Source organism: Flavobacterium sp., from assembly GCF_044349645.1.
Taxonomy (GTDB): domain Bacteria; phylum Bacteroidota; class Bacteroidia; order Flavobacteriales; family Flavobacteriaceae; genus Flavobacterium.
In genome coordinates this window covers 31,382-57,447 of the sequence record NZ_JBIKQP010000001.1, presented here as the reverse complement: position 1 = coordinate 57,447, position 26,066 = coordinate 31,382, and the positions used below count along the sequence as shown (strand labels likewise).

The 26,066-nt window shown below is 33.7% G+C and carries 23 protein-coding genes and 1 tRNA gene; 9 read left to right on the top strand and 15 right to left on the bottom strand.

What is annotated here, in order from left to right:
• Positions 1-63 precede the first annotated feature (63 nt).
• The 5 genes from AC9UFV_RS00230 to AC9UFV_RS00210 all read left to right on the top strand — a co-directional run bounded on the left by AC9UFV_RS00230 (position 64) and on the right by AC9UFV_RS00210 (position 8,409).
• Positions 64-663 carry a TetR/AcrR family transcriptional regulator gene (locus AC9UFV_RS00230; RefSeq protein WP_509571521.1) on the top strand — a complete coding sequence of 200 codons (600 nt, stop codon included), beginning with the start codon at positions 64-66 and terminating at the stop codon, positions 661-663.
• Positions 660-2,000 carry a TolC family protein gene (locus tag AC9UFV_RS00225; RefSeq protein WP_509571518.1) on the top strand — a complete coding sequence of 447 codons (1,341 nt, stop codon included), beginning with the start codon at positions 660-662 and terminating at the stop codon, positions 1,998-2,000. The genes AC9UFV_RS00230 and AC9UFV_RS00225 overlap by 4 nt, the downstream gene beginning before the upstream one ends.
• Positions 2,001-2,020: 20 nt before the next feature.
• The gene (locus AC9UFV_RS00220; RefSeq protein WP_509571516.1) at positions 2,021-3,160 is read left to right on the top strand and encodes an efflux RND transporter periplasmic adaptor subunit; all 1,140 of its coding nucleotides are present in this window, start codon (positions 2,021-2,023) and stop codon (positions 3,158-3,160) included.
• A 4-nt stretch (positions 3,161-3,164) separates the two neighbouring features.
• The gene (locus AC9UFV_RS00215) at positions 3,165-6,623 is read left to right on the top strand and encodes an efflux RND transporter permease subunit (protein WP_509571513.1); all 3,459 of its coding nucleotides are present in this window, start codon (positions 3,165-3,167) and stop codon (positions 6,621-6,623) included.
• 187 nt (positions 6,624-6,810) lie between these two features.
• Positions 6,811-8,409, top strand: coding sequence for an Ig-like domain-containing domain (locus AC9UFV_RS00210; RefSeq protein ID WP_509571510.1), 1,599 nt, complete (start codon positions 6,811-6,813; stop codon positions 8,407-8,409).
• A gap of 1 nt (position 8,410) precedes the next feature.
• Here AC9UFV_RS00210 and AC9UFV_RS00205 read toward each other — a convergent pair whose 3' ends face one another.
• From AC9UFV_RS00205 to AC9UFV_RS00185, 5 genes are all read right to left on the bottom strand, one after another.
• Entirely contained in the window at positions 8,411-9,172 is a 762-nt protein-coding gene (locus tag AC9UFV_RS00205; RefSeq protein ID WP_509571508.1) for an amidohydrolase, read from the bottom strand.
• A 50-nt stretch (positions 9,173-9,222) separates the two neighbouring features.
• A complete protein-coding gene (locus tag AC9UFV_RS00200; RefSeq protein WP_509571505.1) occupies positions 9,223-12,096 on the bottom strand; it encodes a GH92 family glycosyl hydrolase in 2,874 nt (957 codons plus the stop codon).
• A 426-nt stretch (positions 12,097-12,522) separates the two neighbouring features.
• Positions 12,523-12,837: a hypothetical protein gene (locus AC9UFV_RS00195; protein ID WP_509571502.1), complete on the bottom strand. Its 315-nt coding sequence runs from the start codon at positions 12,835-12,837 to the stop codon at positions 12,523-12,525.
• Positions 12,827-13,105, bottom strand: coding sequence for a hypothetical protein (locus AC9UFV_RS00190; RefSeq protein ID WP_509571499.1), 279 nt, complete (start codon positions 13,103-13,105; stop codon positions 12,827-12,829). The genes AC9UFV_RS00195 and AC9UFV_RS00190 overlap by 11 nt, the downstream gene beginning before the upstream one ends.
• Positions 13,106-13,286: 181 nt before the next feature.
• A complete protein-coding gene (locus AC9UFV_RS00185; protein WP_509571496.1) occupies positions 13,287-13,493 on the bottom strand; it encodes a hypothetical protein in 207 nt (68 codons plus the stop codon).
• 201 nt (positions 13,494-13,694) lie between these two features.
• Between AC9UFV_RS00185 and AC9UFV_RS00180 the strand changes: the two genes are divergently transcribed.
• A complete protein-coding gene (locus AC9UFV_RS00180) occupies positions 13,695-14,324 on the top strand; it encodes a fibrobacter succinogenes major paralogous domain-containing protein (protein WP_509571494.1) in 630 nt (209 codons plus the stop codon).
• A gap of 524 nt (positions 14,325-14,848) precedes the next feature.
• Here the strand turns inward: AC9UFV_RS00180 and AC9UFV_RS00175 are convergent.
• The 3 genes from AC9UFV_RS00175 to mce all read right to left on the bottom strand — a co-directional run bounded on the left by AC9UFV_RS00175 (position 14,849) and on the right by mce (position 16,176).
• Positions 14,849-15,397 (bottom strand): hypothetical protein, encoded by a 549-nt coding sequence (locus AC9UFV_RS00175; RefSeq protein WP_509571493.1) that lies wholly within the window; start codon positions 15,395-15,397, stop codon positions 14,849-14,851.
• Positions 15,398-15,600: 203 nt separating this feature from the next.
• A tRNA-Ile gene (locus AC9UFV_RS00170) sits at positions 15,601-15,674 on the bottom strand.
• Between the two features lie 100 nt (positions 15,675-15,774).
• Complete coding sequence (gene mce / locus AC9UFV_RS00165; protein ID WP_509571491.1) at positions 15,775-16,176, bottom strand: methylmalonyl-CoA epimerase; 402 nt, start codon at positions 16,174-16,176, stop codon at positions 15,775-15,777.
• A gap of 91 nt (positions 16,177-16,267) precedes the next feature.
• Between mce and rbfA the strand changes: the two genes are divergently transcribed.
• Both rbfA and AC9UFV_RS00155 read left to right on the top strand, forming a co-directional pair.
• Entirely contained in the window at positions 16,268-16,660 is a 393-nt protein-coding gene (gene rbfA / locus AC9UFV_RS00160; RefSeq protein ID WP_509520225.1) for a 30S ribosome-binding factor RbfA, read from the top strand.
• Between the two features lies 1 nt (position 16,661).
• Entirely contained in the window at positions 16,662-17,861 is a 1,200-nt protein-coding gene (locus AC9UFV_RS00155) for an ABC transporter permease (RefSeq protein ID WP_509571488.1), read from the top strand.
• A 1-nt stretch (position 17,862) separates the two neighbouring features.
• Here AC9UFV_RS00155 and dusB read toward each other — a convergent pair whose 3' ends face one another.
• A complete protein-coding gene (dusB, locus tag AC9UFV_RS00150; RefSeq protein WP_509571485.1) occupies positions 17,863-18,855 on the bottom strand; it encodes a tRNA dihydrouridine synthase DusB in 993 nt (330 codons plus the stop codon).
• Between the two features lie 226 nt (positions 18,856-19,081).
• On the opposite strand from dusB, the gene lepA reads away from it, so the two are divergent.
• Entirely contained in the window at positions 19,082-20,878 is a 1,797-nt protein-coding gene (lepA, locus tag AC9UFV_RS00145) for a translation elongation factor 4 (protein WP_509520229.1), read from the top strand.
• Positions 20,879-20,897: 19 nt separating this feature from the next.
• Here the strand turns inward: lepA and AC9UFV_RS00140 are convergent, their stop codons facing one another.
• From AC9UFV_RS00140 to AC9UFV_RS00115, 6 genes are all read right to left on the bottom strand, one after another.
• Positions 20,898-21,338 (bottom strand): LexA family protein, encoded by a 441-nt coding sequence (locus tag AC9UFV_RS00140; protein ID WP_509571482.1) that lies wholly within the window; start codon positions 21,336-21,338, stop codon positions 20,898-20,900.
• The gene (locus AC9UFV_RS00135) at positions 21,329-22,603 is read right to left on the bottom strand and encodes a Y-family DNA polymerase (RefSeq protein ID WP_509571479.1); all 1,275 of its coding nucleotides are present in this window, start codon (positions 22,601-22,603) and stop codon (positions 21,329-21,331) included. The genes AC9UFV_RS00140 and AC9UFV_RS00135 overlap by 10 nt, the downstream gene beginning before the upstream one ends.
• A 77-nt stretch (positions 22,604-22,680) precedes the next feature.
• Positions 22,681-22,800: a FeoB-associated Cys-rich membrane protein gene (locus AC9UFV_RS00130; RefSeq protein WP_509571476.1), complete on the bottom strand. Its 120-nt coding sequence runs from the start codon at positions 22,798-22,800 to the stop codon at positions 22,681-22,683.
• Positions 22,801-22,807: 7 nt separating this feature from the next.
• The gene (feoB, locus tag AC9UFV_RS00125; protein ID WP_509571473.1) at positions 22,808-24,907 is read right to left on the bottom strand and encodes a ferrous iron transport protein B; all 2,100 of its coding nucleotides are present in this window, start codon (positions 24,905-24,907) and stop codon (positions 22,808-22,810) included.
• A complete protein-coding gene (locus AC9UFV_RS00120; protein WP_509564813.1) occupies positions 24,904-25,146 on the bottom strand; it encodes a FeoA family protein in 243 nt (80 codons plus the stop codon). The genes feoB and AC9UFV_RS00120 overlap by 4 nt, the downstream gene beginning before the upstream one ends.
• A gap of 104 nt (positions 25,147-25,250) precedes the next feature.
• A complete protein-coding gene (locus AC9UFV_RS00115) occupies positions 25,251-25,916 on the bottom strand; it encodes an SCO family protein (RefSeq protein WP_509571470.1) in 666 nt (221 codons plus the stop codon).
• Positions 25,917-26,066: the final 150 nt, after the last annotated feature.

Genomic DNA, 26,066 nt, shown 5'->3' with positions numbered 1-26,066 from the left:
ACTGTTTTGGTATTCAAAGTTTCCGTTGTAAGTTTGCGCCAAATTTAAAATTTCCCCTATCAAATGAGAGAGAAAATTATGTCTAAAGCTAGCGATTTGTTCATGAGACTTGGTTTCAAGAGCGTCACTATGGATGATATAGCGGGAGAAATGTGCATTTCTAAAAAAACCATCTACAAGTTTTTTAGCAATAAAGAAATTTTGATTGAGGAAATTACTGACATGATTCATTCAGAAATTCATGAAATTGTTGATCAAATAGTTGCTGAAAACAACAACGCAATTGAAGAAAACTATAAAATCAGAAGGATGTTTAAGGATATGTTCAAGGCGGCTGATACCTCTCCCGTTTATCAATTAAAAAAACACTACCCTTCGATTTTTGAAAAAGTAATGGCAAAAGAAATGAATGAATGTAATATTTTATTCAAAAATAATATTGAAAAGGGAATTGCTCAAGGACTTTACAGAAAAGAAATTCCCGTAGAAACCTTTGTGAAATTTTACTACAATTTACTATTCAGTATTAAAGAACAAACCATTTCTGAAAAAGAAGGTCAAGAATTAGAATTACAAATATTAGAGTATCACACCAGAGCAATTGCTACGCCAGCAGGAATTGCAGAATTAGAAAAACAATTATTGAACATTGAAAAAAAATGAAAAAATTAATTTTTATTAGTGTATTGTCTTTTGCTTTTATTGCAAATGCACAAGAAAAACCAAAAAGCAACTCGTTTAGTTTAGACGAAGCCATTAATTATGCATTAAGCAATAATTATGAAGCCATAAATGCCAAAAGAGATATTGCTGCTGCAAAAAGTAAAAAGTGGGAAACCACTGCAATGGGGCTTCCGCAAATAAATGCGAGTTTAGACTATCAAAACAACTTTGAACTACAAAAATCACTTATTCCGGCTCAGTTTTTTGGAGGAAATCCAGGGGAATTTGCAGAAGTAGCTTTCGGTACAAAACACAATATGAACGCTAGAACCACATTGAGTCAGTTATTATTTGACGGATCTTATATTGTAGCACTTCAAGCTTCCAAAACGTATTTGAAATTTTACCAAAATTCGAAAGAAAAAACGGATCAGGAAGTTAAAGAAATGGTAATCAACGCATACGGAAATGTATTACTAGCTGAAGAAAGCATTTTGATTTTAGAAAAAAACAAAGGCATTCTTGAAAAAACATTATTCGATACCAAAGAAACATTTAAAAACGGTCTAATAGAGGAAGAAAATGTGGAGCAACTTCAAATTACCCTTTCAACAATTAATAGTAATTTGAATAACGTTAAAAGACTTAGAGAAATCGCCTTAAACATGTTGAAAATCTCTTTAGGATTAAATATTGAAGACGAATTAAAACTAACCGATAAATTAGATATTCTTGCGGTTAAAAATCTAGACGCGGCATTTTCACAAGGAGAATTTAACCCATCACAAAACATCTATTACCAAATGGCGTTGAATTTTCAAGAGCAACGCAATTTAGAATTAAAACTACAAAAAACTAAAGCTTTACCTTCTTTAGCAGCAATTGTAAATGTGGGATATAATGCATTTGGAAATCAATTTCAATTTTTCACCAGCAACCAAAAATGGTTGAATTATTCCAATATGGGAATTAGTTTAAATTTGCCAATATTCAGCAGTTTTGCTAGAACTGCTAGAACACAACAAGCAAAAATTGCATTTGAAAAAGCAAAAACACAACTTACGGAAACAGAACAAAAGTTAAAATTACAATATGCAAATGCCAAAAGCGAATATGAATTTAGCATTGAAGCATTTGCAACAGCAAAAACCAATTTGAATTTAGCCGAGCGTATCGAGAAAAAGCAAGGGATTAAATTTAAAGAAGGATTATCTTCAAGTTTCGACTTTAGTGAGGCGCAACGACAATTGTATGCTGCACAACAAAATTACCTTCAATCGATGGTGAATGTTATCAATAAAAAAGCAAGTTTAGAAAAAGTAATTAATAAAAAATAATCAAGAAAAAACCTTTAAAAATGAAAAAAATAATTTTAATCGCAACATTCTCCGCAATTTTATTCTCTTGCGGAAAAAAAGAAGAAAACGCCAATATTGATTCATTAATTGCTTCAAAAAACTTGGTTTCTATAAAAGCAAAAAGAGCAGAATTGCAAACGCAATTAACACAACTTGATAATGCTATAGCAGAATTGGACATGAAAAAAACAGAAGAAGCGTTAGTTTCTGTGGAAACGGTAAAAGACACTGTTTTCAGTCATTATTTAGAAGTTCAAGGAAATGTAAACACAAAAGAGAATTTAATTATTTACCCACAATTTGCTGGAATTTTAAATACGGTAAATGTAATTGCAGGGCAAAAAGTGAGCAAAGGTCAGGTTTTAGGAACTATTGACGATGGCGGATTAAGTCAGCAATTGGCACAATTAGAAAACCAATTGGCTTTAGCAAAAACAACCTTCGAAAGACAAAAACGTTTATGGGATCAAAAAATTGGTTCTGAAATTCAATATTTACAAGCACAAACGAATATGGTTAGCCAGCAAAAAGCAGTTAATCAAATGAAAGCACAATTGGCAAAAACTAGAATTATTGCTCCATTTAACGGTGTAATCGACGAGTTAATTGCTGAAAGAGGACAAGTAGTTGGACCTGGTCAAGGATTGATGAGAATTGTAAATTTAAATAACATGTTCGTTTCAACAACCGTTCCTGAAAGTTACATTGGAAAATTAAAAGTAGGAACTCAAGTAAGCGTTTATTTAGCTTCTTTAGGAAAATCTTTTAATGGAAAAATTCGTCAAGTTGGAAACAACATCAATCCAAATAATAGAAGTTTTGGAATTGAAGTTTCCGTTCCAAATACCGATAATTTATTGCGCCCAAACCAGGTGGCAAAACTAAAAATTACTGATTACACAAGTGCAAAAGCAGTTGTAGTTCCTTCTAATGTGATTCAAGAGGACGCTGATGGAAACCAATTTGTTTTTGAAGTTACCTCAGTGAAAGACAAAACAGGAATTGCAAAAAAGGTAATTGTAAAAGTGGGTAAAACATCTGATAATTTCACTGAAATTTTAAGCGGATTAGAGCCAAAAACATTATTAGTTGGCGACGGAGTAAAAACAGTATCAGAAGGAATGAAACTTAATTTCTAATAAAATGAGTCATCAAAAAAAAGAATTTAGCATTTCAAGTTGGGCGGTAGATAACCGAATTACGGTTTACATTCTAACTTTTATTATTGTGGTAATGGGAACGATGGCCTATATCAATATGCCGCGTGAAAATTTCCCAGAGATTTTAGAAAACAAAATTTACGTTTCATCAGTTTTCCCAGGAAATTCCTCTGAGGACGTTGAAAAATTAGTTGTAAAACCTTTAGAAGATCAGTTTAAAAATATTTCTGGTGTAACCAAAGTTACCTCAAGTTCGTTTCAAGATTACGGAATTGTGGTCGTTGAATTTGAGCAAAATGTTTCAATAGAGGAAGCCAAAATACGAATAAAAGATAAAACCGATATGGCGAAAGCCGATACCGATTGGCCAAATCTTGACAACGGTAGCAAGGTAGAACCAAGTATTTTTAATATTAATATTTCGGAAGAAGTGCCGATATTAAATATTAACTTGAAAGGAAATTATACTACTCAACAACTAAAAAAATACGGTGAATACCTTAAAGACGAGATAGAAAATATCCCGGAAGTAAAAAAAGTAGACATCCTTGGTGTAGATGATAAAGAGGTTGAAATTGCGATTGACGTATTCAAAATGAATGCTGCGAAAGTAAGTTTTGACGACATTCAAAATGCGGTGAAATATGAAAATATGACACTTTCTGGAGGAAATTTAATTTCACAAGGATCTCGAAATAATATTCGAATTGTGGGTGAAATCAAAAACCCTAAAGACCTTGAAAACGTAGTGGTGAAATCTTTTGGAGGAACAGTTTACCTAAAAGACATTGCTGTAATCAATTTCAAGGAAAAAGAAAAAACGACTTATGCTCGTGAAAGTGGTAAGGAAGTCGTGATGTTGAATGTCAAAAAGCGCGCCGGTCAAAATATGATTTCGGCGTTGGATCAGGTGAAAGAAATTGTTGCAAAAGCGCAAGAAAATGTTTTGCCAAAAGATTTGAGTGTCAAAATGACCAATGACGAATCTAGCAAAGTGGAGCACCAAGTAAGCGAATTGTCCAACCACATCATTTTTGGAATTATCCTAGTAATGATTGTATTGATGTTCACCATGGGATTGAGAAACTCCCTTTTCGTTGGGGCTGCAATTCCACTTTCCATGTTAATGGCATTTGCGATATTATCCGCTTTTGGTTACACATTGAATACGATGGTTTTATTTGGATTAGTAATGGGATTAGGATTACTAGTTGACGATGGAATTGTTGTAGTGGATAACGTTTTTGCCAACATGAAAAAAGGCTTAGGGCGAATTGAAGCTTCAAAAATTGGTATTGGCGAAATCGCTTGGCCAGTAATTTCATCAACGGCTACGACTCTAGCGGCTTTTATTCCATTGGCTTTATGGCCTGGAACAGTTGGTAAATTTATGGTTTATTTCCCTATCACTTTATCATGTGTATTAGGAGCTTCCTTATTCGTAGCGATGGTAATTAATGCCGCTATGACTGGTGGTTTTATGGATATTGAAGATAGAAATATCTCTAAAAAAGCATTGAAGAAATACACAATTATTTTCATCGTTTCAGGATTGTTATTTGTAATTCCAGGGAATATTTCCAATACCGTTTGGATGAAAGCTATTGGGCATTTAATCATAATTGCTTTAGTGTTGATGTGGGCTTATCATTTGTATATTTTCAAATGGACTCAGGATTTCCAACACAGTTTCTTCCCTGGATTAGAGAAAAAATACCAAGTATTCCTTAGTAAAATCCTAACAGGAAAAAAATCTTTAATTGCCTTAGTTGGGATTATTGGATTATTAATTTTTTCGGTTGTATTATTGACGTTGTTTCCTAGAGAAACTTTGTTTTTCCCAAAGAATATACCGAACCAAGCGATAGTTTACATAGAATATCCGCAAGGAACAGAAATTGAAAAAACGAATAAAGCTAATTTATTTGTTGAAAAACAAGTGATTGCCATTTTAGCAAAATACGTTGAAAATGATGAAAATTATTTGGCCGAAAGTATCGTTTCACAAGTTGGAAAAGGCGCTGGGAATCCAAATGTAGATTCTGGGAATCAATCGGAAACGCCTTATAAAGGAAAAGTAACAGTGAATTTCACTGAATATAAATTCAGAAAAGACGTAAATACAAGCGACATTTTAGAAGAAATTCGTTCGAAAGTAAAAGCGATTGCTGGTGCAAAAATTATCGTGGAGAAAGATTCTAACGGACCTCCTTCAGGATATCCAATCAGTTTGCAATTGTCGGGAACTAACTATGATGAAATGTTGGTTGAAGCAAAAAAAGTGATTGCATTCATCAATTCGAAAAACATTGAAGGAATTGAAAAATTGAATATCGATGTGAACAAAGAAAGTCCAGAAATGGAAGTAAATGTAGATCGTGTAGGTATTGGAAGTTTAGGTGCTACGACAGGCCAACTAGGATTTACAATGCGTAGAGCGATTTACGGACAAGAAATTTCGACTTATAAAGAAGGAAAAGACGATTACAATATTGTGATGCGTTTACAGGAAGACCAGCGTAAAAACGAAAGTGTGTTGTTTAATCAGCCGGTAACTTTTAGAAATCAAAACAACGGACAAATTGTTCAAGTTCCGATTTCGGCTTTGGCAACAACAGAGAAAAAATTCACGTTCAACCAAATAAAACGTAAGAATTCAAAAAGAATCATGACGATTTATTCTAACGTTATAACCGGTTATAATGGTGACGGAATTACCAAACAAATTGAAGCTTCATTAAAAGGAGCCAATTATAAAATGGCAGGCGATATTACCTATTCTTTCTCTGGGGAACAAGAACAACAGAAAAAAGATTCTGGCTTCTTATTTGGCGCCTTACTATTAGCTTTAGCAAGTATTACGATTATCATTGTGTTGCAGTTTAATTCTATTTCGAAAACTGCGATTATCATGTTCACCGTTTTACTAAGTTTCAGTGGTGTTTTCTACGGATATGTATTTGCCGGAATGGATTTCGTAATCTTGATGACGATGATGGGAATTATTGCCCTTTCGGGAATTGTAGTGAAAAACGGAATCGTATTAATGGATTTCTTTGTGTTATTGATGGACGAAAAAGTGAGTGAAAACAAACAAACATCGCACGATGATTTAACTATTGCTGAAATTAAAGATGTAATTATCCAATCGGGGAAATCTCGTTTGCGTCCGGTATTATTAACGGCATTAACGGCAATTTTAGGATTGATTCCTTTGGCGATAGGTTTGAATTTTGACTTCTTCTCGTTGGTAACCAATTTAAATCCGCATATTTATGTTGGAGGTGACAACGTAGTTTTCTGGGGGCCATTGGCCTGGACGATTATCTTCGGATTGACTTATGCTACGGTATTAACTTTAGTAATGGTTCCGGTGATGTTCTACTTGGTTAAACGAACTAAGTATTGGTTGCGAGACAGAAGATTAGCAAACGGAAACTAAATATATAAATTAAATCCCTGTTGAGAAACGGGGATTTTTTTTGTTTTTTAGCCCGGATAGAAGGGAAAATCCCGAGCTTTTTAGCGAGGATTTGGAATGATAGCCGGATTAGCTCCTAATAAAAAGTCAAAAGATTTCGAATACAGAAAATATAATTGTTAATTTGTGTAATCAAATTTAGAAACGCATGTTGAAAAACAAAATCAGGTATATTTTTATTTTATTGGCGCTGACTGTAATTGGTTGCGCTAAACGCGGCTATATTACTGGCGGGTTAAAAGATACTATTGCACCCGTTTTGAAAGCGAGTTTTCCAAAAAATTTAAGCGTGAATTTTAAGGCAAAGGAAATAAATTTGACATTTAACGAATACGTAAAATTAAAAAACCTAAACAAACAGCTGATTGTTTCGCCACCATTGAAATACAATCCTGAGGTTTCACCGCTTAATGCGACCAAAATAATTAACATTAAAATTAAAGATACTTTACAAGAAAATACAACTTACAGTTTCAATTTCGGGCAAAGTATCGAGGACAATAATGAGGGGAATCCTTACAACCAGTTCAAGTATATTTTTTCTACGGGTAGCTATATCGATTCGTTAAAAGTGGGTGGAACGATTAAAGATGCGTTGAATAAAAAAGAGGATTCTTTTGTATCGGTGATGTTGTATGAGGTGAATGAAAAATTTACTGATTCGGTAGTTTATAAATCGGTGCCGAGATATATTACCAATACTTTGGACAGTTTGAAAACCTTTGAGATTGAGAATGTAAAAGCAGGAAAATACCTTTTGGTGGCAATGAAGGATGCTAATAGCAATAACAAATTCAATCCGAAAGACGATAAAATTGGATTCAGAAAACAGTTGGTTACTATTCCAAATGACAGCCTATTTGAATTGAAATTATTCAAAGAAGTTTTGCCTTTTAAAACTGTAAAACCTTTTCAAACGACTGGAAATAAATTGATTTTGGGTTATGAAGGAAATCCGAAAAACATGAAAGTAGTTCTTAAAAAAGGGAAGGAAATTATACCAACTATTGTAACCAAATTTCCTTCTAAAGATTCGGTTCAAGTTTGGTATAAACCGATAAAAGCAGATTCTTTAAATTTGGCTATTGCCAATGAAAATTACAATAAATCGTATACATTTAAGAAAACAGAACAGAAGAAAGACTCTTTAAGTTTTTCTGCAAAAACGAGCTTGGGGTTATCGAAAATAGATTTGTTTGCAATTTTTTCCACTCGCCCGTTAGTGAAATTTGACGAATCTAAAATTAAGATTACCGATAAAGATTCTGTGAATGTGAAGTTTACCACAAGTTACGATGTTTATAATCAGGAATTAAAATTTGATTTTCCAAAAGAGCCTTTACAAAGTTATAAATTTCAGTTGCTTCCGGGCGCATTAACCGATTATATAGGTCAAAAAAACGATACCTTATCCTACAAGGTAAATACAAGAAACACCACTGATTATGGGAATTTAAGGGTTAATTTATCCAATGTAAAACAATTTCCGGTTATTGTTCAATTAACCAACGATAGAGGCGATGTGGTTGCTTCTGAATTTTTAGACAAAGTCAATTTTGCAGATTTTATGTTTTTAGAACCTGCGAAATATACCCTCCGGGTAATTTATGATGCCAATGGAAATAAAGAATGGGATTCTGGGAATTTCTTAGAAAGACGACAGCCCGAAGAAGTGATTTATTTTCCAAAAGAAATTGATGTTCGTGCCAATTGGGATGTAGATCAAACTTTTGATTTATTCAGATAAACTAGATTGAAAAAGCATCACGATCGTTCAAAAAGCCAAACTTTTTTCGGGTTGCAACCAATGAGTTTTTATTTAAAGTAGTAATAAAAACGCCTTCGTTTTCTTGAGGTTCAATCAGGTAATTTCCTAATTCGTCAATCACTTGAGAGTGCCCTGGATAATTATGTTTATTGGGATCTTCGCCAATTCTATTTACCCCAATGGTATAACACATGTTTTCAATAGCGCGCGCTTTTATTAAGGCATCCCAAGCGTTAATTCTTGGTTTGGGCCAATTGGCAACATAAATTAATAGATCGTAATCTTCGGTATTTCTTGCAAAAACCGGAAATCGCAAATCGTAGCAAATGAGCGTACAAATCTTAAATCCTTTGTAATCAATTAATAGTTTTTCAACTCCAGAAGTATACGTTTTATCCTCTCCAGCAAGAGAAAACAAGTGTTTTTTATCATAGGTATTCATTTCGCCTGATGGAAAAACAAACACCAACCGATTATAGAAATTCCCATTTTCTTCAATTACCAAGCTTCCTGTTATTGCCGAATTTTTGGCTTTCGCCAATGCTTGTATCCACAAAACAGTTTCCCCTTGCATCGTTTCGGCAACGGATTTTGGATTCATGGTAAACCCGGTGGTGAACATTTCTGGAAGGACAATCAAATCTACATTTTCAGTAATGGAATTGATTTTGTCTTCGAAATAACTCCGATTTTGTTTTGGATTTTCCCAAAGTAATGGCGCTTGGATTAAGGCGATTTTCATAATTTGTTTTACAAAGTTACACAAAGCAAATACAGCGTTTCACAAAAAAATTACTTAATGGTTATTTCATCAATAAAAATAAAAGCGTCACCACCAGCGCCTAGATGCCAATCGGGAAGTTTGCCAAAATTGTAGGCTTTCACTTTAACGTATTTTGCTTTTAGCTCTTGAGCAGCTTTAAATTCGAAATTTTGGATTTTGTTTACCGAGTATTTTGGACTAATACTATTGGTGACAGTTCCCACCAAAGTAAAATTCACGTTGTCATTCGAAACAAAATAATCCACTTTTGTTGGCATTAAAATCCACGAACCCGAATCTTGTAGAAAAGTCGCACTGAAATTCGAAACGTTTTTCTCGGTTTGCAAATTGATTATCGCTTCAAAATCCTGACTTTGATACCCTTGCCACTCGCCTTTTCTCCAGTTTTCAGTTCCGTTAATTCCGTCTATAATTCCTTCATCGCCACCAGCAGTATATTGCGGATTGAATTTAGATTTTATCTCGATGGTATAATTGGATGGTTTTTTATAGAATCTTGCTGAAACTGTCGCGCTATTGCCATTCTCATTTTGAGATTTAGCAATAATCTCCGTATTGGATTCGATAATTATTTGTCCATGGTAGATCTCCCAAATTTTAGCAGATTTGTCTTCATTTTTTCTTTCAATATAATAGTATATTTTATCTGTTGGATTTTGTGACACAATTTCAATCGCCATTTTATCTTTAAACGACTTGCCTTCCGCTTGAATTAGTGGAGCCGGAACAATTGGTTTAAATTTACTATTTTGAATCGATTTTGTAAATTGATAACCCATCGCACTTCTACTTTGTATCATTTCTTCTTTTAATTTTTTTCCAAGAATGAAAATTTTATTGGAAATTCCATTTACATATTCTCTTTTGTAGTCAACTAAATCAATCTCACTTTCGTCTTTAATTTTTATTGTATCAAATATAGGCTCATTGCTTTCCCATTTTTCTTCACCCGGTGTAACGGCATAAATCCCCATTGAACTCAACACATACCATGCACTCATTTGGCCACAGTCTTCATTTCCTATTAATCCATCAGGGGTATTTTTATAGAAATTATCTAAAATGAAATGCACTTTTTCGGTCGTTTTTTCAGGTTTACCAACATAATTGTACAAATACGCCATGTGATGACTCGGCTCGTTTCCATGGGCGTATTGGCCTATTAATCCCGTAACATCGGCTTGCTCACGACCGGTAGTTTTACTTTCGCTATTGAACATTTCGTCGAGCTTGGCCTCAAATTTTGCAGCACCGCCGTAGGCTTCAATCATCCCAGGAATGTCTTGAGGTACGAAAAACGAATATTGCCACGAGTTCCCTTCGGTAAAATTATTATTGATTTCCCTAGGATCGAATGGCTTGTTCCAACCACCATTTTTCTTTGGTCGCATGAAACCAGCATTCCAATCGAAGACATTTTTCCAACTTTGAGAACGTTTCATGAAATAATTGTAGTCTTCTTTTTTGTTCAAAATTTCGGCCATTTGTGCAATACACCAATCGTCGTAAGCATATTCCAACGTTTTGGAAACGCTTTCGTGTTCGTCGTCCATCGAAATAAAGCCTTGTCGTTTATAAGCGTCCAATCCTAAATGATCTAGCATTGCTGAATGTTTGGCTGCTTCAAAACACTTTTCGTAATCGAACCCTTTGATGCCTTTTGCCATCGCATCGGCCATAACCGAAACGGAGTGGTAGCCAATCATACAATCGGTTTCATTGGAAGCCAATTCCCAAACGGGCAATCTTCCACCCTGTTCGTATTGTTTTAAAAATGTATTGATAAAATCGGCAGTTCGTTTTTTGTCAATTAACGTGTAAAGCGGGTGAGCAGCGCGAAAGGTATCCCAAAGGGAGAATACAGAATAGTAATCAAATCCTTCGGCAACATGAATTTTGTTATCTCTTCCTCGGTATTTCCTATCTAAATCTTGGGCAATATTGGGCTGCATCATCGTGTGGTACAAGGCAGTATAGAAAATCGTTTTTTTGTCTTTATTGTCAGATGTAATTTGGATTTTCGACAATTCTGAATCCCATTTTTGTTCGGCTTCTTTTTTTACTTTTTCAAAATCCCAGCCTTTAATTTCAGAACTATTTAGTTTTGCACCTTCATATCCCGTTGGCGATAGCGATACTTTCACGAGGATTTTTTCTCCTTTTTTTACTTGTTTGGAAAAGCAAATTGCCGTTTGCGTTCCCCTGATATATTCGTTTTCTGGGGAATGCATGTAATCGCCGTTACTACGAATATCAGTAACTTTCATAGGTGCGCTAAACTCTATTCGAGCAAATACAATTTGGTTTTTTGCCCAAGCTTCGCTTTCTCTTCTCACTTCGATTGTGGTGCTATTGATTATATGAACTTCGCCACCCAACAATAAATCGCGGTGATTTAAGTCAAGTACCACATTGGCTTGACCGGCAGTATTAAAAGTATATTCATGAAAACCAATGCGAGTTGAAGCCGTTAAACGAACATCGATATTGTGCTTGTCTAATTTCACCGCATAAAATCCGGCGCTTGCTTTTTCATTTTGATGAGAAAATTTCGAAGAATAGACTTTATTATCCAGTGATGCTTTTCCCATGAATGGCGTGATCATGATATCGCCAAAATCAGAACAACCCGTTCCGTTTAAATGGGTGTGTGAAAAGCCATAAATGATCGCGTCAGAATAGTGGTAGCCTGAACAACCGTCCCAACTACCATCAATTCGGGTATCGGGTGACAATTGCACCATTCCAAAAGGAAGCGTTGCGCCCGGAAACGTGTGGCCGTGACCGCCAGTTCCTATAAAAGGGTTTACATATTGATTGAGATTTTGTCCTAAAACAAACGAAGTGATTAGAACAAATACAAAAGAAAATGATGCTTTCATTTAAAATGATTTTACATCAAATATAGAAAAATAAAGTTAAGAATTTTTGAGATTGTAGAGATATTGATTAACAACTTTTATGTTAAAATCAGATTATTTAATCAAGACATTTTTTTGAATTAATCTGAATTTAAAAGTTTGATTCATATAAAGTTAAAATAATCAATTTTTATTACTGCTCCTTCTTGCTATTTAAACCATTAAAAACAAAAAGTATGATCAAAGTAACTATAAAATTAGTAATAAAATAAGATCCCCATCTAATCCCTTTGTATTGATATGCTTCTTTCGGTAAGTTCCACCAGAAGGATGATGCATCACACCCTGTTAAAGGATAATCTAAACAAAAATAAGAATATGGAAAATAATTCCATGTTCCTATTATTAATATGAATGCCAAAAAAGCCGAAAAATTTTTCATATGGATTACTGTTTATCTGTATTGTAATATTTTTTGTAATCTCTTCCTTTCCCTTCATAATATCCTTGTTTGCACATTTCATACGAAACCTGTTGAATATAATCAATTGAAATTTGACTTGCGGGTAAATTAAGATTAATATCTTCTTTTACCTTTTCAGCACAATCTTCTAATTTGTCAATATTAACATCTCTTGGCAATCCAACTGAAGCAACAATTGCATCTCTTGAAATAGTCTCACATTCACAATAAGTTGGTTTTGAACAACTTGCTATAATTAAGAAACCTAAAGAAAGTAAACTAATTTTATTAATTTTCATTACACTCTTTTATCATTTTTGATCTAGCGATTGGCTGAAGTCTTTCTGCATGTTTTGCCTGCTTTTCCCATTCATCTGCTCCTGTATATTTTCTATACTCTTCATCAGAAAATTTTTCATAACAATCAGCCGTTTTCTTTGCATGACTTGTTCCGTTATTTCCAAAATAAGGGACTTTATTATCTACTATATCCAGACAATCGCAAGCGCTTGGGCCACAACTATAAAAAGTAAATAATGCTAAACTTAATATTGAAATTTTCTTCATAATTTTAATTTAATTTTTAAAAAATTAATAATTATATATTATATAATTAAGAAAAAACTTATAATTTAGTTTACTTATGTATTAATTAGTTGTTTATAAAAATAAACAACTAATTAATTAAAAAGAGTTACAAAAGTTAAGCTCTTAATTAAAATTAATACTTAATCAGATATTGTCTTTTTTATTTATTAAACGACAAATCACATGTATTGCATGTAACCATTTCGTCTGGAAAATTTTCATTAGGGTGTGTTCCTCCATCACATCCGTTTGGACATTTTTTTTCAGAAGAACTAGCTGAAGTTTCAGAAGAAGAAGAAGTTTTTTTGTTGCATCCAACGTTTAGTAATGCAATAGTCAATAATGACATGATTAAGATTTTTTTCATAATTTTTGCTTTTTGATTGTTTGTCAAATTTAACATATTTATTTATAATAAATACGAATATATTATTTATTTAGTTAACGTATGTATTTCGTTATTAAACGTTTAAATTCTTATTCTCCCTCCTATTTCGCTACTTTATAAATAATAAAACCAACTCTTTTTTCGTTAATTGAAAATAGAAATAATTTAAATTGGTTAATTATGAAAAGAATTAAAATTTATACATTGGTTGTTGGAGTGGTACTTTTATTAAGCAATAGTATTTCGGCACAAAAAGAAGTGAAAATAGGAAATCAAACCTGGATGAGTGAGAATTTAAATGTTAGTAAATTTCGAAACGGGAATGTAATTCAGCAAGCGCAAACTGCAGATCAATGGCAAAAAGCTGGCTTTACAAAACAACCCGCTTGGTGTTACTATGAAATGGACACTAAAAACGGAAAAATTTACGGAAAGCTTTACAACCGCTTTGCTTTGTATGACCCTAGAGGCTTAGCACCAAAAGGCTGGCGATTGCCAAGTGATAAAGATTGGGAAATTCTAACTGCCGAATTGGGGGGAGCTGAAGTGGCTGGTGCCAAATTAAAATCGGCTACCGCTTGGGGTGAAGAAAAAAAACTAGACGATGCCTATGGATTTAATGCCTTACCCGGTGGATTGCGTGATGTAGGATTTGGCGGATTAGAAGATTCTTGTACTTGGTGGTCAAAAAATTCCGAAACCCTAGAAGATGACACTCGTTATTATAATCTATCTAAAGGAATAGACAATTTAATGAACTATTCCACCAGTTGGATAATGGGTTACTTTGTTAGGTGTGTAAAGGAGTGATTTTTAATTTTTATTTTATGAAAAAGTTTATCTCAATTCTCTGTTTTATTTTATTTTCTAATTTATCATTAGGTCAAATTCCAATTAGAAAAGCCGGAAACTTCTATGAATTAAACGATTTATGGAAACGCGACTCGGCATCAGTTAAACAGTTAATTAATAAGTTTGACTTAAATATTACAAAATTAGATACAGTTCAATTTTTCAAACAATTTAAGTTCAATAAACAATTACATGATGAATACTCGCACACATCATATATATACATTATACAAAAAAAGTGATAAAGTAATAATGGAATCAATTTACGACCAACGAGCTAAACCGGCATTAAATAAATATGTAATGATCATTTGTATGGATGAAAATACGGAAAGAAAAATTATTAATATTAAGGTATTTTAATAGAATTGAAACTCAATTTCCTTTTTCAAAAAATTCAATAATTAAATAAAAAAAGTTGAGCATTCGATTTTGCTCAACTTTGTTTTAATAGAACAGCTATTCCCATTTTGGCTTTGCAATTAATCTGTTTCACAATAGGTGTCGTATTTGACAACTTCAGTAGAAACTATTGCTTTAGTTTTATCTTCGATTAATTCTATCTTAACAGTAGTTTTTGGAGCAGTGCAACTAAAATATTTACTTTCTAAAGGAAAGTAGATGTAATAATTTCCATCATATTCTGGCATCCAAAAATAACTTTTACTAACAATTATTTTATTTTGACTCAATACACTTATTTTGATTTTTTTATCTCCTGACTTGTATTTTAGAGGCAATGTTTTAGAACCAAATGATATGAATAGAAAAGTGTTTTCAGACATGGAATTATATCCATATATCTCCTTTGTGTCAATGTTAAGAACATCCAAATTATTTCCTTCAAAATTTTCTTTATTACGAAATGAAATCTGATTAATCAAAATAATATTTCTTTGATTAATTTTATAAAGAGAATCGATAATTTTATTCGAATTCAAGGCGTCATTCTCTTGAGAATAACTATTTTGAGGAATCAAATAAAAGGCACAAATAAAAAAAGCAGCTAATGTTAAAAGTTTTATTTTCATTTTTTTTATTATTAATTTAACTCAAAGCTAATAATCTATTTTTACATTAAGGTAATAAAAACAATAAACTTAGTTAACGTATGAATTTATCTATTAAACGTTTACAAAACAATATTTAAAATACATAAATCTAATTTTTTCAATTTGTGCAAACTATTTAAACAAAAAAGACCTCACATTGCTGTGAAGTCTTTCAATTCTTGTGGTCCCACTTGGAATCGAACCAAGCACCTACTGATTATGAGTCAGTTGCTCTAACCGAATGAGCTATAGGACCTTTAACGAGGTGCAATATTACTACTATTTTTGATTCTCTGCAAATCTTTTTGAAAGGGATTAAGGATTACTTTCCGAATAAATACAAACCTTCAATCCAATTACTTCATTTCTTGACAAAGCTCAATCAAAACGCCATTGGTGGTTTTTGGATGAAGAAAAGCAACCAGTTTGTTGTCGGCGCCTTTCTTGGGAACTTCGTTTAAAACCACAAACCCTTCCGCTTTTAATCGCGCTATTTCTGAAACAATGTCTTCCACATCAAAGGCGATGTGATGAATGCCTTCACCCTTTTTTTCTAGGAATTTAGCAATTGGACTCTCCGGATTCGTAGCTTCCAACAATTCAATTTTGTTAGGACCATTCATAAAAAAGGAAGTTTTCACGCCTTCACTTTCTACTATTTCCGATTTATAAGCTGGGGCACCAAAGAGTTTTTCGAATACCAAATTCGAATCTTCAAGGCTGTTTACCGCAATTCCAATGTGTTCAATTTTTCTCATTTTAAATGCAATTTGATCCAACAAAGATAAAAAACTTTATCGCTTTGCACCTTTGAAACGCTAGAACTCAAAAAAATTGTATTTTTGCACTATGGAAACAAATAGACAGAAAAAAATAGGTGGCGTAATCCAAAACGATTTGGTGGATATTTTGCAAGGTGAAATTCGTAAAAATGGAATTTCCAACTTGATTATTTCCGTATCAAAAGTGGTTGTGACTTCTGATTTATCGGTTGCAACCGTGCATTTAAGTATTTTTCCACAAGAAAAAGCTGCAGAAACATTGGCCGCTATAAAATCCAATACCAAATTAATAAAACACGATTTGTCTCAACGCGTTCGACTGCAATTGAGAAAAGTGCCTAACCTAACTTTCTTCATTGACGATTCCCTAGACTATATCGAAAAGATTGATAACGCCTTGGCGGCAAAAGAAAATCCGATCGAAAACCGCGATCTTTTAGAAAAACGAAGAGCAACCTAAATTGAACTTCCCTTATTACATAGCCAAGCGCTACCTGAAAAGTGCCAATAAAAATAATGCAATCAACATTATTAATGGTATTGCTTCGCTTGGAATTATTGTAAGCTCGATGGTTTTATTTGTAGTATTATCGATTTTTAGCGGGTTGGTAAATTTCAGTTTGTCGTTCAGTAATGACTTCGATCCCGATTTAAAAATCAATAGCACTTTAGGAAAATCCTATACCATTTCACCAATACAAGAGCAAAAAATTAATGCAATTGATGGCATAGCATCTTTCAGTAAAATAGTGGAGGAACGAGCGCTATTTATGTTTGATGGCAAAGAACAATTTTCTTATTTGAAAGGCGTAGATGCTGACTTTACCAAAGTGAGCAACGTTCAAAAAAGCTTGTTCAACGGACAATGGCTAAGTCCAAACACTTCGCAAGTAGTAGTGGGATTTGGAATTTCCCAAAAGTTATCGCTTGGAATTTTCGACTTCAATAATCCATTTGAGGTATTTGCCCCAAAACCAGGAAAAGGCACTATTGAAAATCCTGACGATGCGTTTGTAAAAATCGGTTTAAACCCCGTGGGAATTTATGCCGTAAGTGAAGATTTAGATTCTAAATATGTCTTTGCAGATATTGATGTGGCTCGAGAATTACTTGGATTTCAACCCAACCAAATCACGACATTGGAATTAAAATTAAAACCCAATGCCGATGAAAATAAAGTAAAAGAGCAGCTACAAAGCATCTTCAACAATAAAATTACCATTAAAAACAGAGCGCAACTCAATGATGCTTTGTATAAAATGCTCAATACTGAAAATACTGCGATTTATTTGTTGTTTACCCTTGTAATTATTCTAACGTTATTTACACTTGCTGGCGCCATTATCATGATGATTTTAGACAAACGCGGTAATTTAAAAACGCTTTATAACTTAGGTACAGAAGTAAAAGATTTAAGAAAAATTTTCTTACTTCAAGGAACATTATTAAGTGTTTTGGGTGGACTTTTTGGACTTTCAATTGGGGTTATTTTGGTGTTAATCCAACAGCAATTTGAAGTAATTATGATTACGCCTTCACTAGCCTATCCTGTGGATTTCTTGTATAAAAATGTGGTAATTGTTTTAGGAACTATCATCTCTTTGGGCTTTATTGCCTCGTTGATTGCGAGTAGCCGAGTGAGTAAAAAGTTATTGGAATAATTTATACAAACTGATAATTTGCATAAACGTCTTCAATTTCATTTAAGGCAGCAAATAATTCCTCAGGAGTGCTTAGCGTTACTAATTTCTGACGGTGTTCTTTAAACGATTGAATTCCTTTAAAATAATTGGCATAATGCGGTCTGGTTTCTACAATTCCAAGTCTTTCGCCTTTCCAATCCATTGCCCAAGTTAGGTGATTTCTAACTGCTTCCACGCGGTTAACAACAGTGGGTTTTTCTAAATGTTCTCCGGTTTCTAAATAGTGTTTTATTTCGTTAAAAATCCATGGGTAACCAATGGCAGCGCGACCAATCATAATTCCGTCAACACCATATTCATTTTTAAATTTTAGAGCTTTTTCAGGAGAATCGATGTCGCCGTTTCCGAATATCGGCATGGTAATTCTAGGGTTATTTTTCACTCTGGCAATGTGCGACCAGTCCGAATGGCCTTTGTACATTTGGGCGCGAGTTCTAGCATGAATGCTTAAGGCTGCCACGCCAATGTCCTGCAAGCGTTCCGCAACCTCATCAATGTTTATAGAAGAATCGTCCCAGCCCAAACGCGTTTTTACGGTTACTGGTAAATCGGTACTATCAATAACGGCTTGCGTTAATCGAATCATCAAATCAACATCTTTTAGAACCCCAGCTCCGGCACCTTTGCAAACGACTTTTTTTACGGGACAACCAAAATTAATATCAATAATATCGGGGTTTACAGTGCTAACAATTTTTGAGGAAAGCGCCATGGCTTCTTCGTCACCGCCAAAAATTTGAATTCCAACAGGGCGTTCATAATCGAAAATATCCAATTTCATCCGACTTTTAATAGCATCACGAATTAACCCTTCGGAAGAAATAAATTCAGAATACATTAAATCGGCTCCGTGTTGCTTGCACAATCTACGAAATGGCGGATCGCTTACATCTTCCATAGGAGCGAGAAGCAAAGGGAAATCGGGTAATATTATGTTGCCTATTTTCGGCATAATTGAAATATTTTTGCAAAGATAGCGGTTTTAAGAGAATAGAAAATAGAATATATCATAAAGACCAATTTCAACTATTTGAAAGTGCTGAATTTAAACTATATTTGCAAATTAATTGCGTGAGGGATAGAAGCGGCATCCTTTTGTGTAGCGAAAGCGGAACAAAAGATAGAGCGAATAGCCCGACCCTTGTGGTCACGCCAAATAAAATTGACACTAACAAAGCATGAAACACATAAGGAATTTTTGCATTATTGCACACATTGACCACGGAAAAAGTACGCTTGCTGACCGATTATTGGGGGCTACCCAAACGGTTACGGCTCGTGAGGAGAAGGCGCAATTGCTGGATAATATGGACTTGGAGCGCGAGCGTGGGATTACCATAAAAAGTCACGCGATTCAAATGGAGTACAAATACAAAGGCGAAGATTATATTTTGAATTTGATTGATACTCCCGGCCACGTTGATTTTTCCTATGAAGTTTCTCGATCTATTGCCGCTTGTGAAGGCGCGCTTTTGATTGTTGATGCTGCACAAAGTATTCAAGCACAAACGATATCTAATTTGTATTTAGCGCTTGAAAACGACTTAGAGATTATTCCTGTTTTAAATAAAGTAGATTTACCAAGTGCTAATCCTGAAGAGGTTAGCGATGATATTGTGGATTTATTGGGCTGTAAAATAGACGAAATTATTCACGCTTCGGGTAAAACTGGTTTGGGTGTAGAGAATATTTTGGCAGCCATTATTGAAAGAATTCCTCCTCCAAAAGGAAACGTTGACGAACCATTACAAGCCTTAATTTTTGACTCACACTACAATCCTTTTCGTGGAATTGAAGTTATTTTTCGAGTGAAAAACGGACAAATTAAAAAAGGGCAGAAAATAAAATTCATGGCTACCGGAAACGAGTATTTTGCGGATGAAATTGGTACTTTGAAATTAAATCAAGTCCCAAAACAGGTTATTTCTGCTGGTGATGTGGGCTATTTAATTTCTGGTATAAAAGAAGCAAAAGAAGTAAAAGTAGGAGATACTTTAACTGATGCAAAAACGCCAACTACCAATATGATTACCGGATTTGAAGACGTGAAACCGATGGTTTTTGCTGGAATTTATCCTGTAGATACGGAAGATTTTGAGGAATTGCGAAATTCCATGGAAAAATTACAATTGAACGATGCTTCATTGGTTTTTGCTGCTGAAAGTTCTGCCGCTTTAGGTTTTGGTTTCCGTTGTGGATTCTTAGGAATGTTGCACATGGAAATTATTCAAGAACGCTTGGAACGTGAGTTTGATATGACTGTGATTACGACGGTTCCTAACGTTTCTTACTTGGCTTACACCAAAAAAGAACCCGAAACACCAATTGTAGTTAATAATCCGTCGGATCTACCAGAACCATCGAAATTGGAACGCGTAGAAGAGCCATATATCAAGGCAACCATAATTACCAAAGCTGATTTTGTGGGTAATGTAATGAGTTTGTGTATTGAAAAAAGAGGGGTAATTACCAATCAAACGTACTTAACCACGGAACGTGTAGAATTGAATTTTGATATGCCATTGGCAGAAATAGTATTTGATTTTTACGATCGATTGAAAACTGTTTCTAAAGGTTATGCTTCTTTTGATTACTCGCCAATTGGTATGCGAACTTCGAAATTAGTTAAGCTAGATGTGTTGTTAAACGCACAATCTGTAGATGCACTTTCGGCGTTAATTCATGAAAGTAATGCGTACAACATTGGTAAAAAAATGTGTGAAAAACTTCGTGAATTGATCCCAAGACAGCAATTTGATATTCCTATTCAAGCAGCAATTGGCGCAAAAATTATTGCTCGTGAAACTATAAAAGCCTTGCGTAAAGACGTTACTGCCAAGTGTTACGGTGGTGATATTTCCCGTAAACGCAAATTATTGGAAAAACAGAAAAAAGGTAAAAAACGAATGCGATTAGTTGGAAACGTTGAGATCCCTCAAGAAGCATTTATGGCGGTTTTGAAGTTGAATGACTAGTATTTCACCTTTTCAGTAACTACAGTTTCTTGATCACATAGGTAACCATTCCCCAAATAATCAATTGGTTTTCTTCGGTCACTTTTATTGGAGAATAATTAGGATTTTCCGGCATTAAATAAAGGCAATCTTGCTCTACAAGTATTCGCTTTACGGTGAATTCTCCGTCTATAAAACAAATAGCGATTTTGTTGTTTTGAGGTTCTAAACTTCGGTCAACAACTAACACATCTTTGTCGTTTATACCGGCATCAATCATAGAATTCCCTTTCACTTTTATGTAAAAAGTAGCCAATGGATTTTCGCTTAACTCTTTATTTAAGTCGATACTTGTTTCCATAAAATCGGCAGCTGGAGATGGAAATCCTGCCGAAACGCCTTCTTTTACGAAAGGAATTCTTAAATCACTTTCAAAATCAGGAAGAAAAAAAGTGAGTTTGTTGTTTTTCTTTATTGACATTTTACCTCAAGAATATCGTTGAAATTAGTAGTGTATTTTGGAGACAAATGATTTTGTCGCATGTTCCAAGTAAGATTTAAATTTTGTGATGCCAGTTTAACTTTTTTATCGCCCATTTTTTTATTCAGAAAATCCATCGATCGCATTAAAGCCAAGTGTTTCGGGTTTTCTTCTTCAAATAATTGGAATTGCTTTTGATCTTCAGGAATGAATTCGGTTACTATTACACCTGCTTTTTTAAACTTTACATTTTCATTTCCGTGAAGCAATTTTTTTAATATATCTATTGCAATATTGGAAATAGTTAAGGTAGAATTGGTTGCAAATGGCAAAGTAACCGCCATGTTGAAATAGTATTTTGACGTTTTAACGGTATGTCTATCGATAACCAACATCACAATAATAGTGTGACAACACGAATTTTGGTTCCTCAATTTCTCAGCACAAATAGCAGCAAAAGTAGCCACTCGCTCTCGCAGTAAATCGAAATCGGCAATTTGTTTTGGAAAACTTCTTGTTGTGGCAATGCTTTTTTTTGCGTTTGGAATAGGCTCTAACTCCAATACCGATTTTCCTTCCAATTCGTATTTTAAACGAAGCCCTACCACGCCAAGCTCTTTTCGAATCCAAGGCTCTTGATGGGGCTGAATAAAATCGAAAGCGGTATTGATATTTCGAAGTTTCGCTTTCTTAGTTGTTCTATTTCCAATGCCCCAAACGTCTTCAATTTTAGTCCATTTCAGGGCTTTAATTCTTTTTTCGTCGGTATCGATGGTGTACACTCCAGAAGTGCGATCTTGAAATTTTTTGGCAATTTTGTTGGCTACTTTTGCCAATGCTTTGGTAGGTGCAAAACCAACGCAAACAGGAATTCCAACCCATTTTTGAATTCTGCTTTTCATTTCAATTCCATACGAATCGTAATTTGGAATTGCCATTCCATCAAAATTGAGAAACGCTTCGTCAATGCTATAAATTTCTAAATTGGGTGTAAACTGTGCTAATATTTTCATTACACGATTACTTAAATCCCCATATAGCACATAATTTGAAGAAAAAACAGCAATGTTTTTTTCTTTTACTAAGTCTTTAATTTGAAATAATGGAACGCCCATTGGAACGCCAGCCGCCTTAGCTTCGTTGCTTCTGGAAATCACACATCCATCGTTATTGGATAATATCACAACTGGTTTTCCGTTGAGTTTCGGTTGAAAAACACGTTCGCAGGAAGCATAAAAATTGTTACAATCGACTAAAGCATACATACTACAAACTTACAGAATAAGTTGGTTTTGTATAACTTCAAAAAAGAGAATTTTACGGATTGTTAATAAAAAAATTACTAGCAGCCACAATCGTTTGGACCGCACTTTTTAGAGGTGCTTTTCTTAAAAAAGAATTTCTTTGTTAAATAACCCAGCGCCAATCCTAAAGCGATAAAAGCAATTATTTCTTGTGCCATTTGGTAGTTATTTTAAAATTTGAAATGCTAGGAAAGCTACAATATAAGCCAGTCCACTCATGAAAACAAGTTGTGCCAAAGGCCATTTCCAAGTGTTAGTTTCTTTTTTAGTAATCGCCAAGGTACTAGCACATTGCATGGCAAAAGCATAAAAAAGTAATAATGAAATTCCGGTTGCAAAATTGAATATTTTAGCTCCAGTTTCAGGGTTAATTTCGGCACCCATTTTGTTTTTTATAGTAGTGTCATTTCCGTTATCTCCAACGCTATAAATAGTAGCTAAAGTACCCACAAAAACTTCCCTTGCGGCAAATGAACTGATAATGGCAATCCCAATTTTCCAATCGTAACCCAAAGGTGAAATAGCAGGTTCTATCGCTTTTCCCATTATTCCAATGTAAGAATTTTCTAATTTATATGCGGCTACTTTATCCTTCAATTCTAATTTTGATAACGTGCTATTTGTATTTTCAGCCGTAATAATCGTCTCGGCATCATTGAATTTCTTTCCTGGACCATAAGATGCCAAAAACCATAATACAATTGAAATGGCAAGAATTATTTTGCCAGCTCCAAAAATAAACGAACGCGTTTTTTCAATCACATTGATAGCGACATTCTTGAACATTGGCAATTTATAGTTTGGCATTTCAACTACAAAAAATGTTTTGCCTTTAATTTTTAGAATTTTATTTAAAATATAAGCTGAGAAAATCGCCATTCCAAATCCCAAAAGATAAAGCAACATTAAAGTTAATCCTTGCAAATTGAAAACTCCAAAAACTCGTGTATCAGGAATAACTAAGGCAATAATAATAGCATAAACTGGTAATCTTGCAGAACATGTGGTGAATGGCGTAACGAGAATGGTAATTAATCTTTCCTTCCAATTTTCAATGTTTCTTGTAGCCATAATTGCAGGAATAGCACAAGCAGTTCCAGAAATTAATGGAATAACGCTTTTCCCCGAAAGGCCAAACCTTCTCATTAATTTATCCATTAAAAATACCACTCGGCTCATGTAACCACTTTCTTCTAAAATAGAAATAAACATAAATAAGAAAGCTATTTGTGGTATAAAAATTAAAATTCCCCCAATTCCTGGAATTATTCCTTGTGAAATTAAATTGGTTAAAACCCCGGCCGGTAGAGATTCACTTGCATACAAACTAAGATCTGCAAAAGTGGTGTCTATAAATTCCATTGGGACTTTCGACCATTCGAAAATAGATTGAAAAATGAAAAATAAAATCCCTAAAAAGATGCAATAACCCCAAAATTTATGTGTTAAAACTCGATCTAATTTGCTTCGAAAATCTTTTGCAATCGAAGAATCGATAGTAAGTCCAACTTTTAAAATGTCATTTATAAATTGGTATCTTTTTATAGTTTCCTTTTGTTGCAATCGCTTCAAATCGGAATGTGATTTGGTATAGGAATTTTGAATTTCATTTCTATCCAAATTTAAAAAGTTCACATCCTGAGTGATTACAAGCCACAATTTATAAAGCAATTGCGTTGGAAATGTTTTTTGTAACGTTTCAAAATAGTCGGGATCTATGGATGATGCATTCAAACAAGGCTCTGTAGAAAGGGACTTGTAATTGATTATTAACTCTTTCAATTCTTCAATTCCGTTTCCATTTCTTGTACTTATCAAGGCAATTTTTGTTTTAAATTGCTCTTCTAAATATGGAATATCGAGTGAAATGCCTTTGAATTTCATTCTATCCGCCATATTTATGACTAATATCGTAGGTATTTCAAGGTCTTTAATTTGGGTGAAAAGCAGTAAATTACGTTTCAAATTTTCAACATCTGTAACAACAAGAGCAACATCGGGAAATAATTTATCGTTTTTATTTAATAGCAATTCAATCACCACATTTTCATCGATTGAACTGGCATTCAAACTGTAAGTCCCGGGTAAATCGAGGATATTAGCTTTTATTTTGGAGGTTAATTTACAAAAACCAATCTTTTTTTCAACAGTAATTCCGGGGTAATTACCAACTTGCTGGTTCAAACCTGTCAATTCATTAAAAACAGAGGTTTTACCCGTATTTGGATTTCCTATTAAAGCGACATTTATATTGTTACTGCTCATTTTGAGTTGGCGTTTAGAATTTCAACCTCAATTTCATTTGCAGTTTCTATTCGAATTGCAAGATGTGAGCCATTAATATTTAAATAAAGTGGATCTCCAAAAGGAGCAATCTGAAGTAACTGGACCGTATTTCCCGGCAAACACCCCATTTCCAGTAGCTTCAATGGAATAGAGTCAATATCAAAATCCTTGATAATTGCCGTTTCGCCTTTTTTGAGAGAATTTATTGTAGTTCGCAAACCTTATTTAGATTGAATTTAGATTACAAAAGTAAATATAAAATTATTCAATCAAATGATAATTATCAGTTTTATGACATTTTTAGGGTTTAGAAATTCCCTTGTTATTGAGTACATAAAAAATTGATGTCTTCGATCAATCTTTCGATATCTTCTTTTTTCGTTCCGTCATAAAAACCTCTTACCCTTCTTTTTGAATCGACCAATACAAAGTTTTCGGTGTGAACCATATCGTATAATTCTTCGGGTTTGCCCAGTTTTACTGCCAAATAGGACTTTCTCGCCATAGCATAAATTTGCTTTTTATCGCCAGTAACTAAATTCCATTTGTTGTCAATCACTCCATTTTTTTTAGCATATTCTTTTAAAACTGCAACGCTATCTGTTTCAGGAAAAACAGTGTGCGATAGTAACATCACTTTAGGATTATTAATAAATGCTTTTTGAACTTCAACTAAATTAGTTGTCATTTTTGGACAAATAGAACCGCAAGTAGTGAAGAAAAAATCGGCTACATAAATTTTTCCCTCATAGTCTTTTTGAGTAATTATTTTCCCGTTTTGATTGGTAAATGAAAAATTTGCAATAGAATGGTATTTACTAATATATTGTACTGTAGAATCTACCAATTCCGGATTTACCATCGAAGGATTATAAATTGGTAGCATTTTCTTTGGCTTTAAAGCCAAATAAAATAAGGTTAAAATGATTGCAGAAAGCACGATTACAATAACCAAAAACCACTTGTATTTTTTGAAAAAAGATAGCATTGAAATTTTTTTACAAATTTACAAAAGTTAAACACACTAGAATTTATTTTTAAGATCCATTTACTATAATTTAACAATATTAATAGGTAATTGCTTTGTTTAATTATTTATTTGAAAAAAATTGACTAATTTTGAGTAAAATAAAAGCAA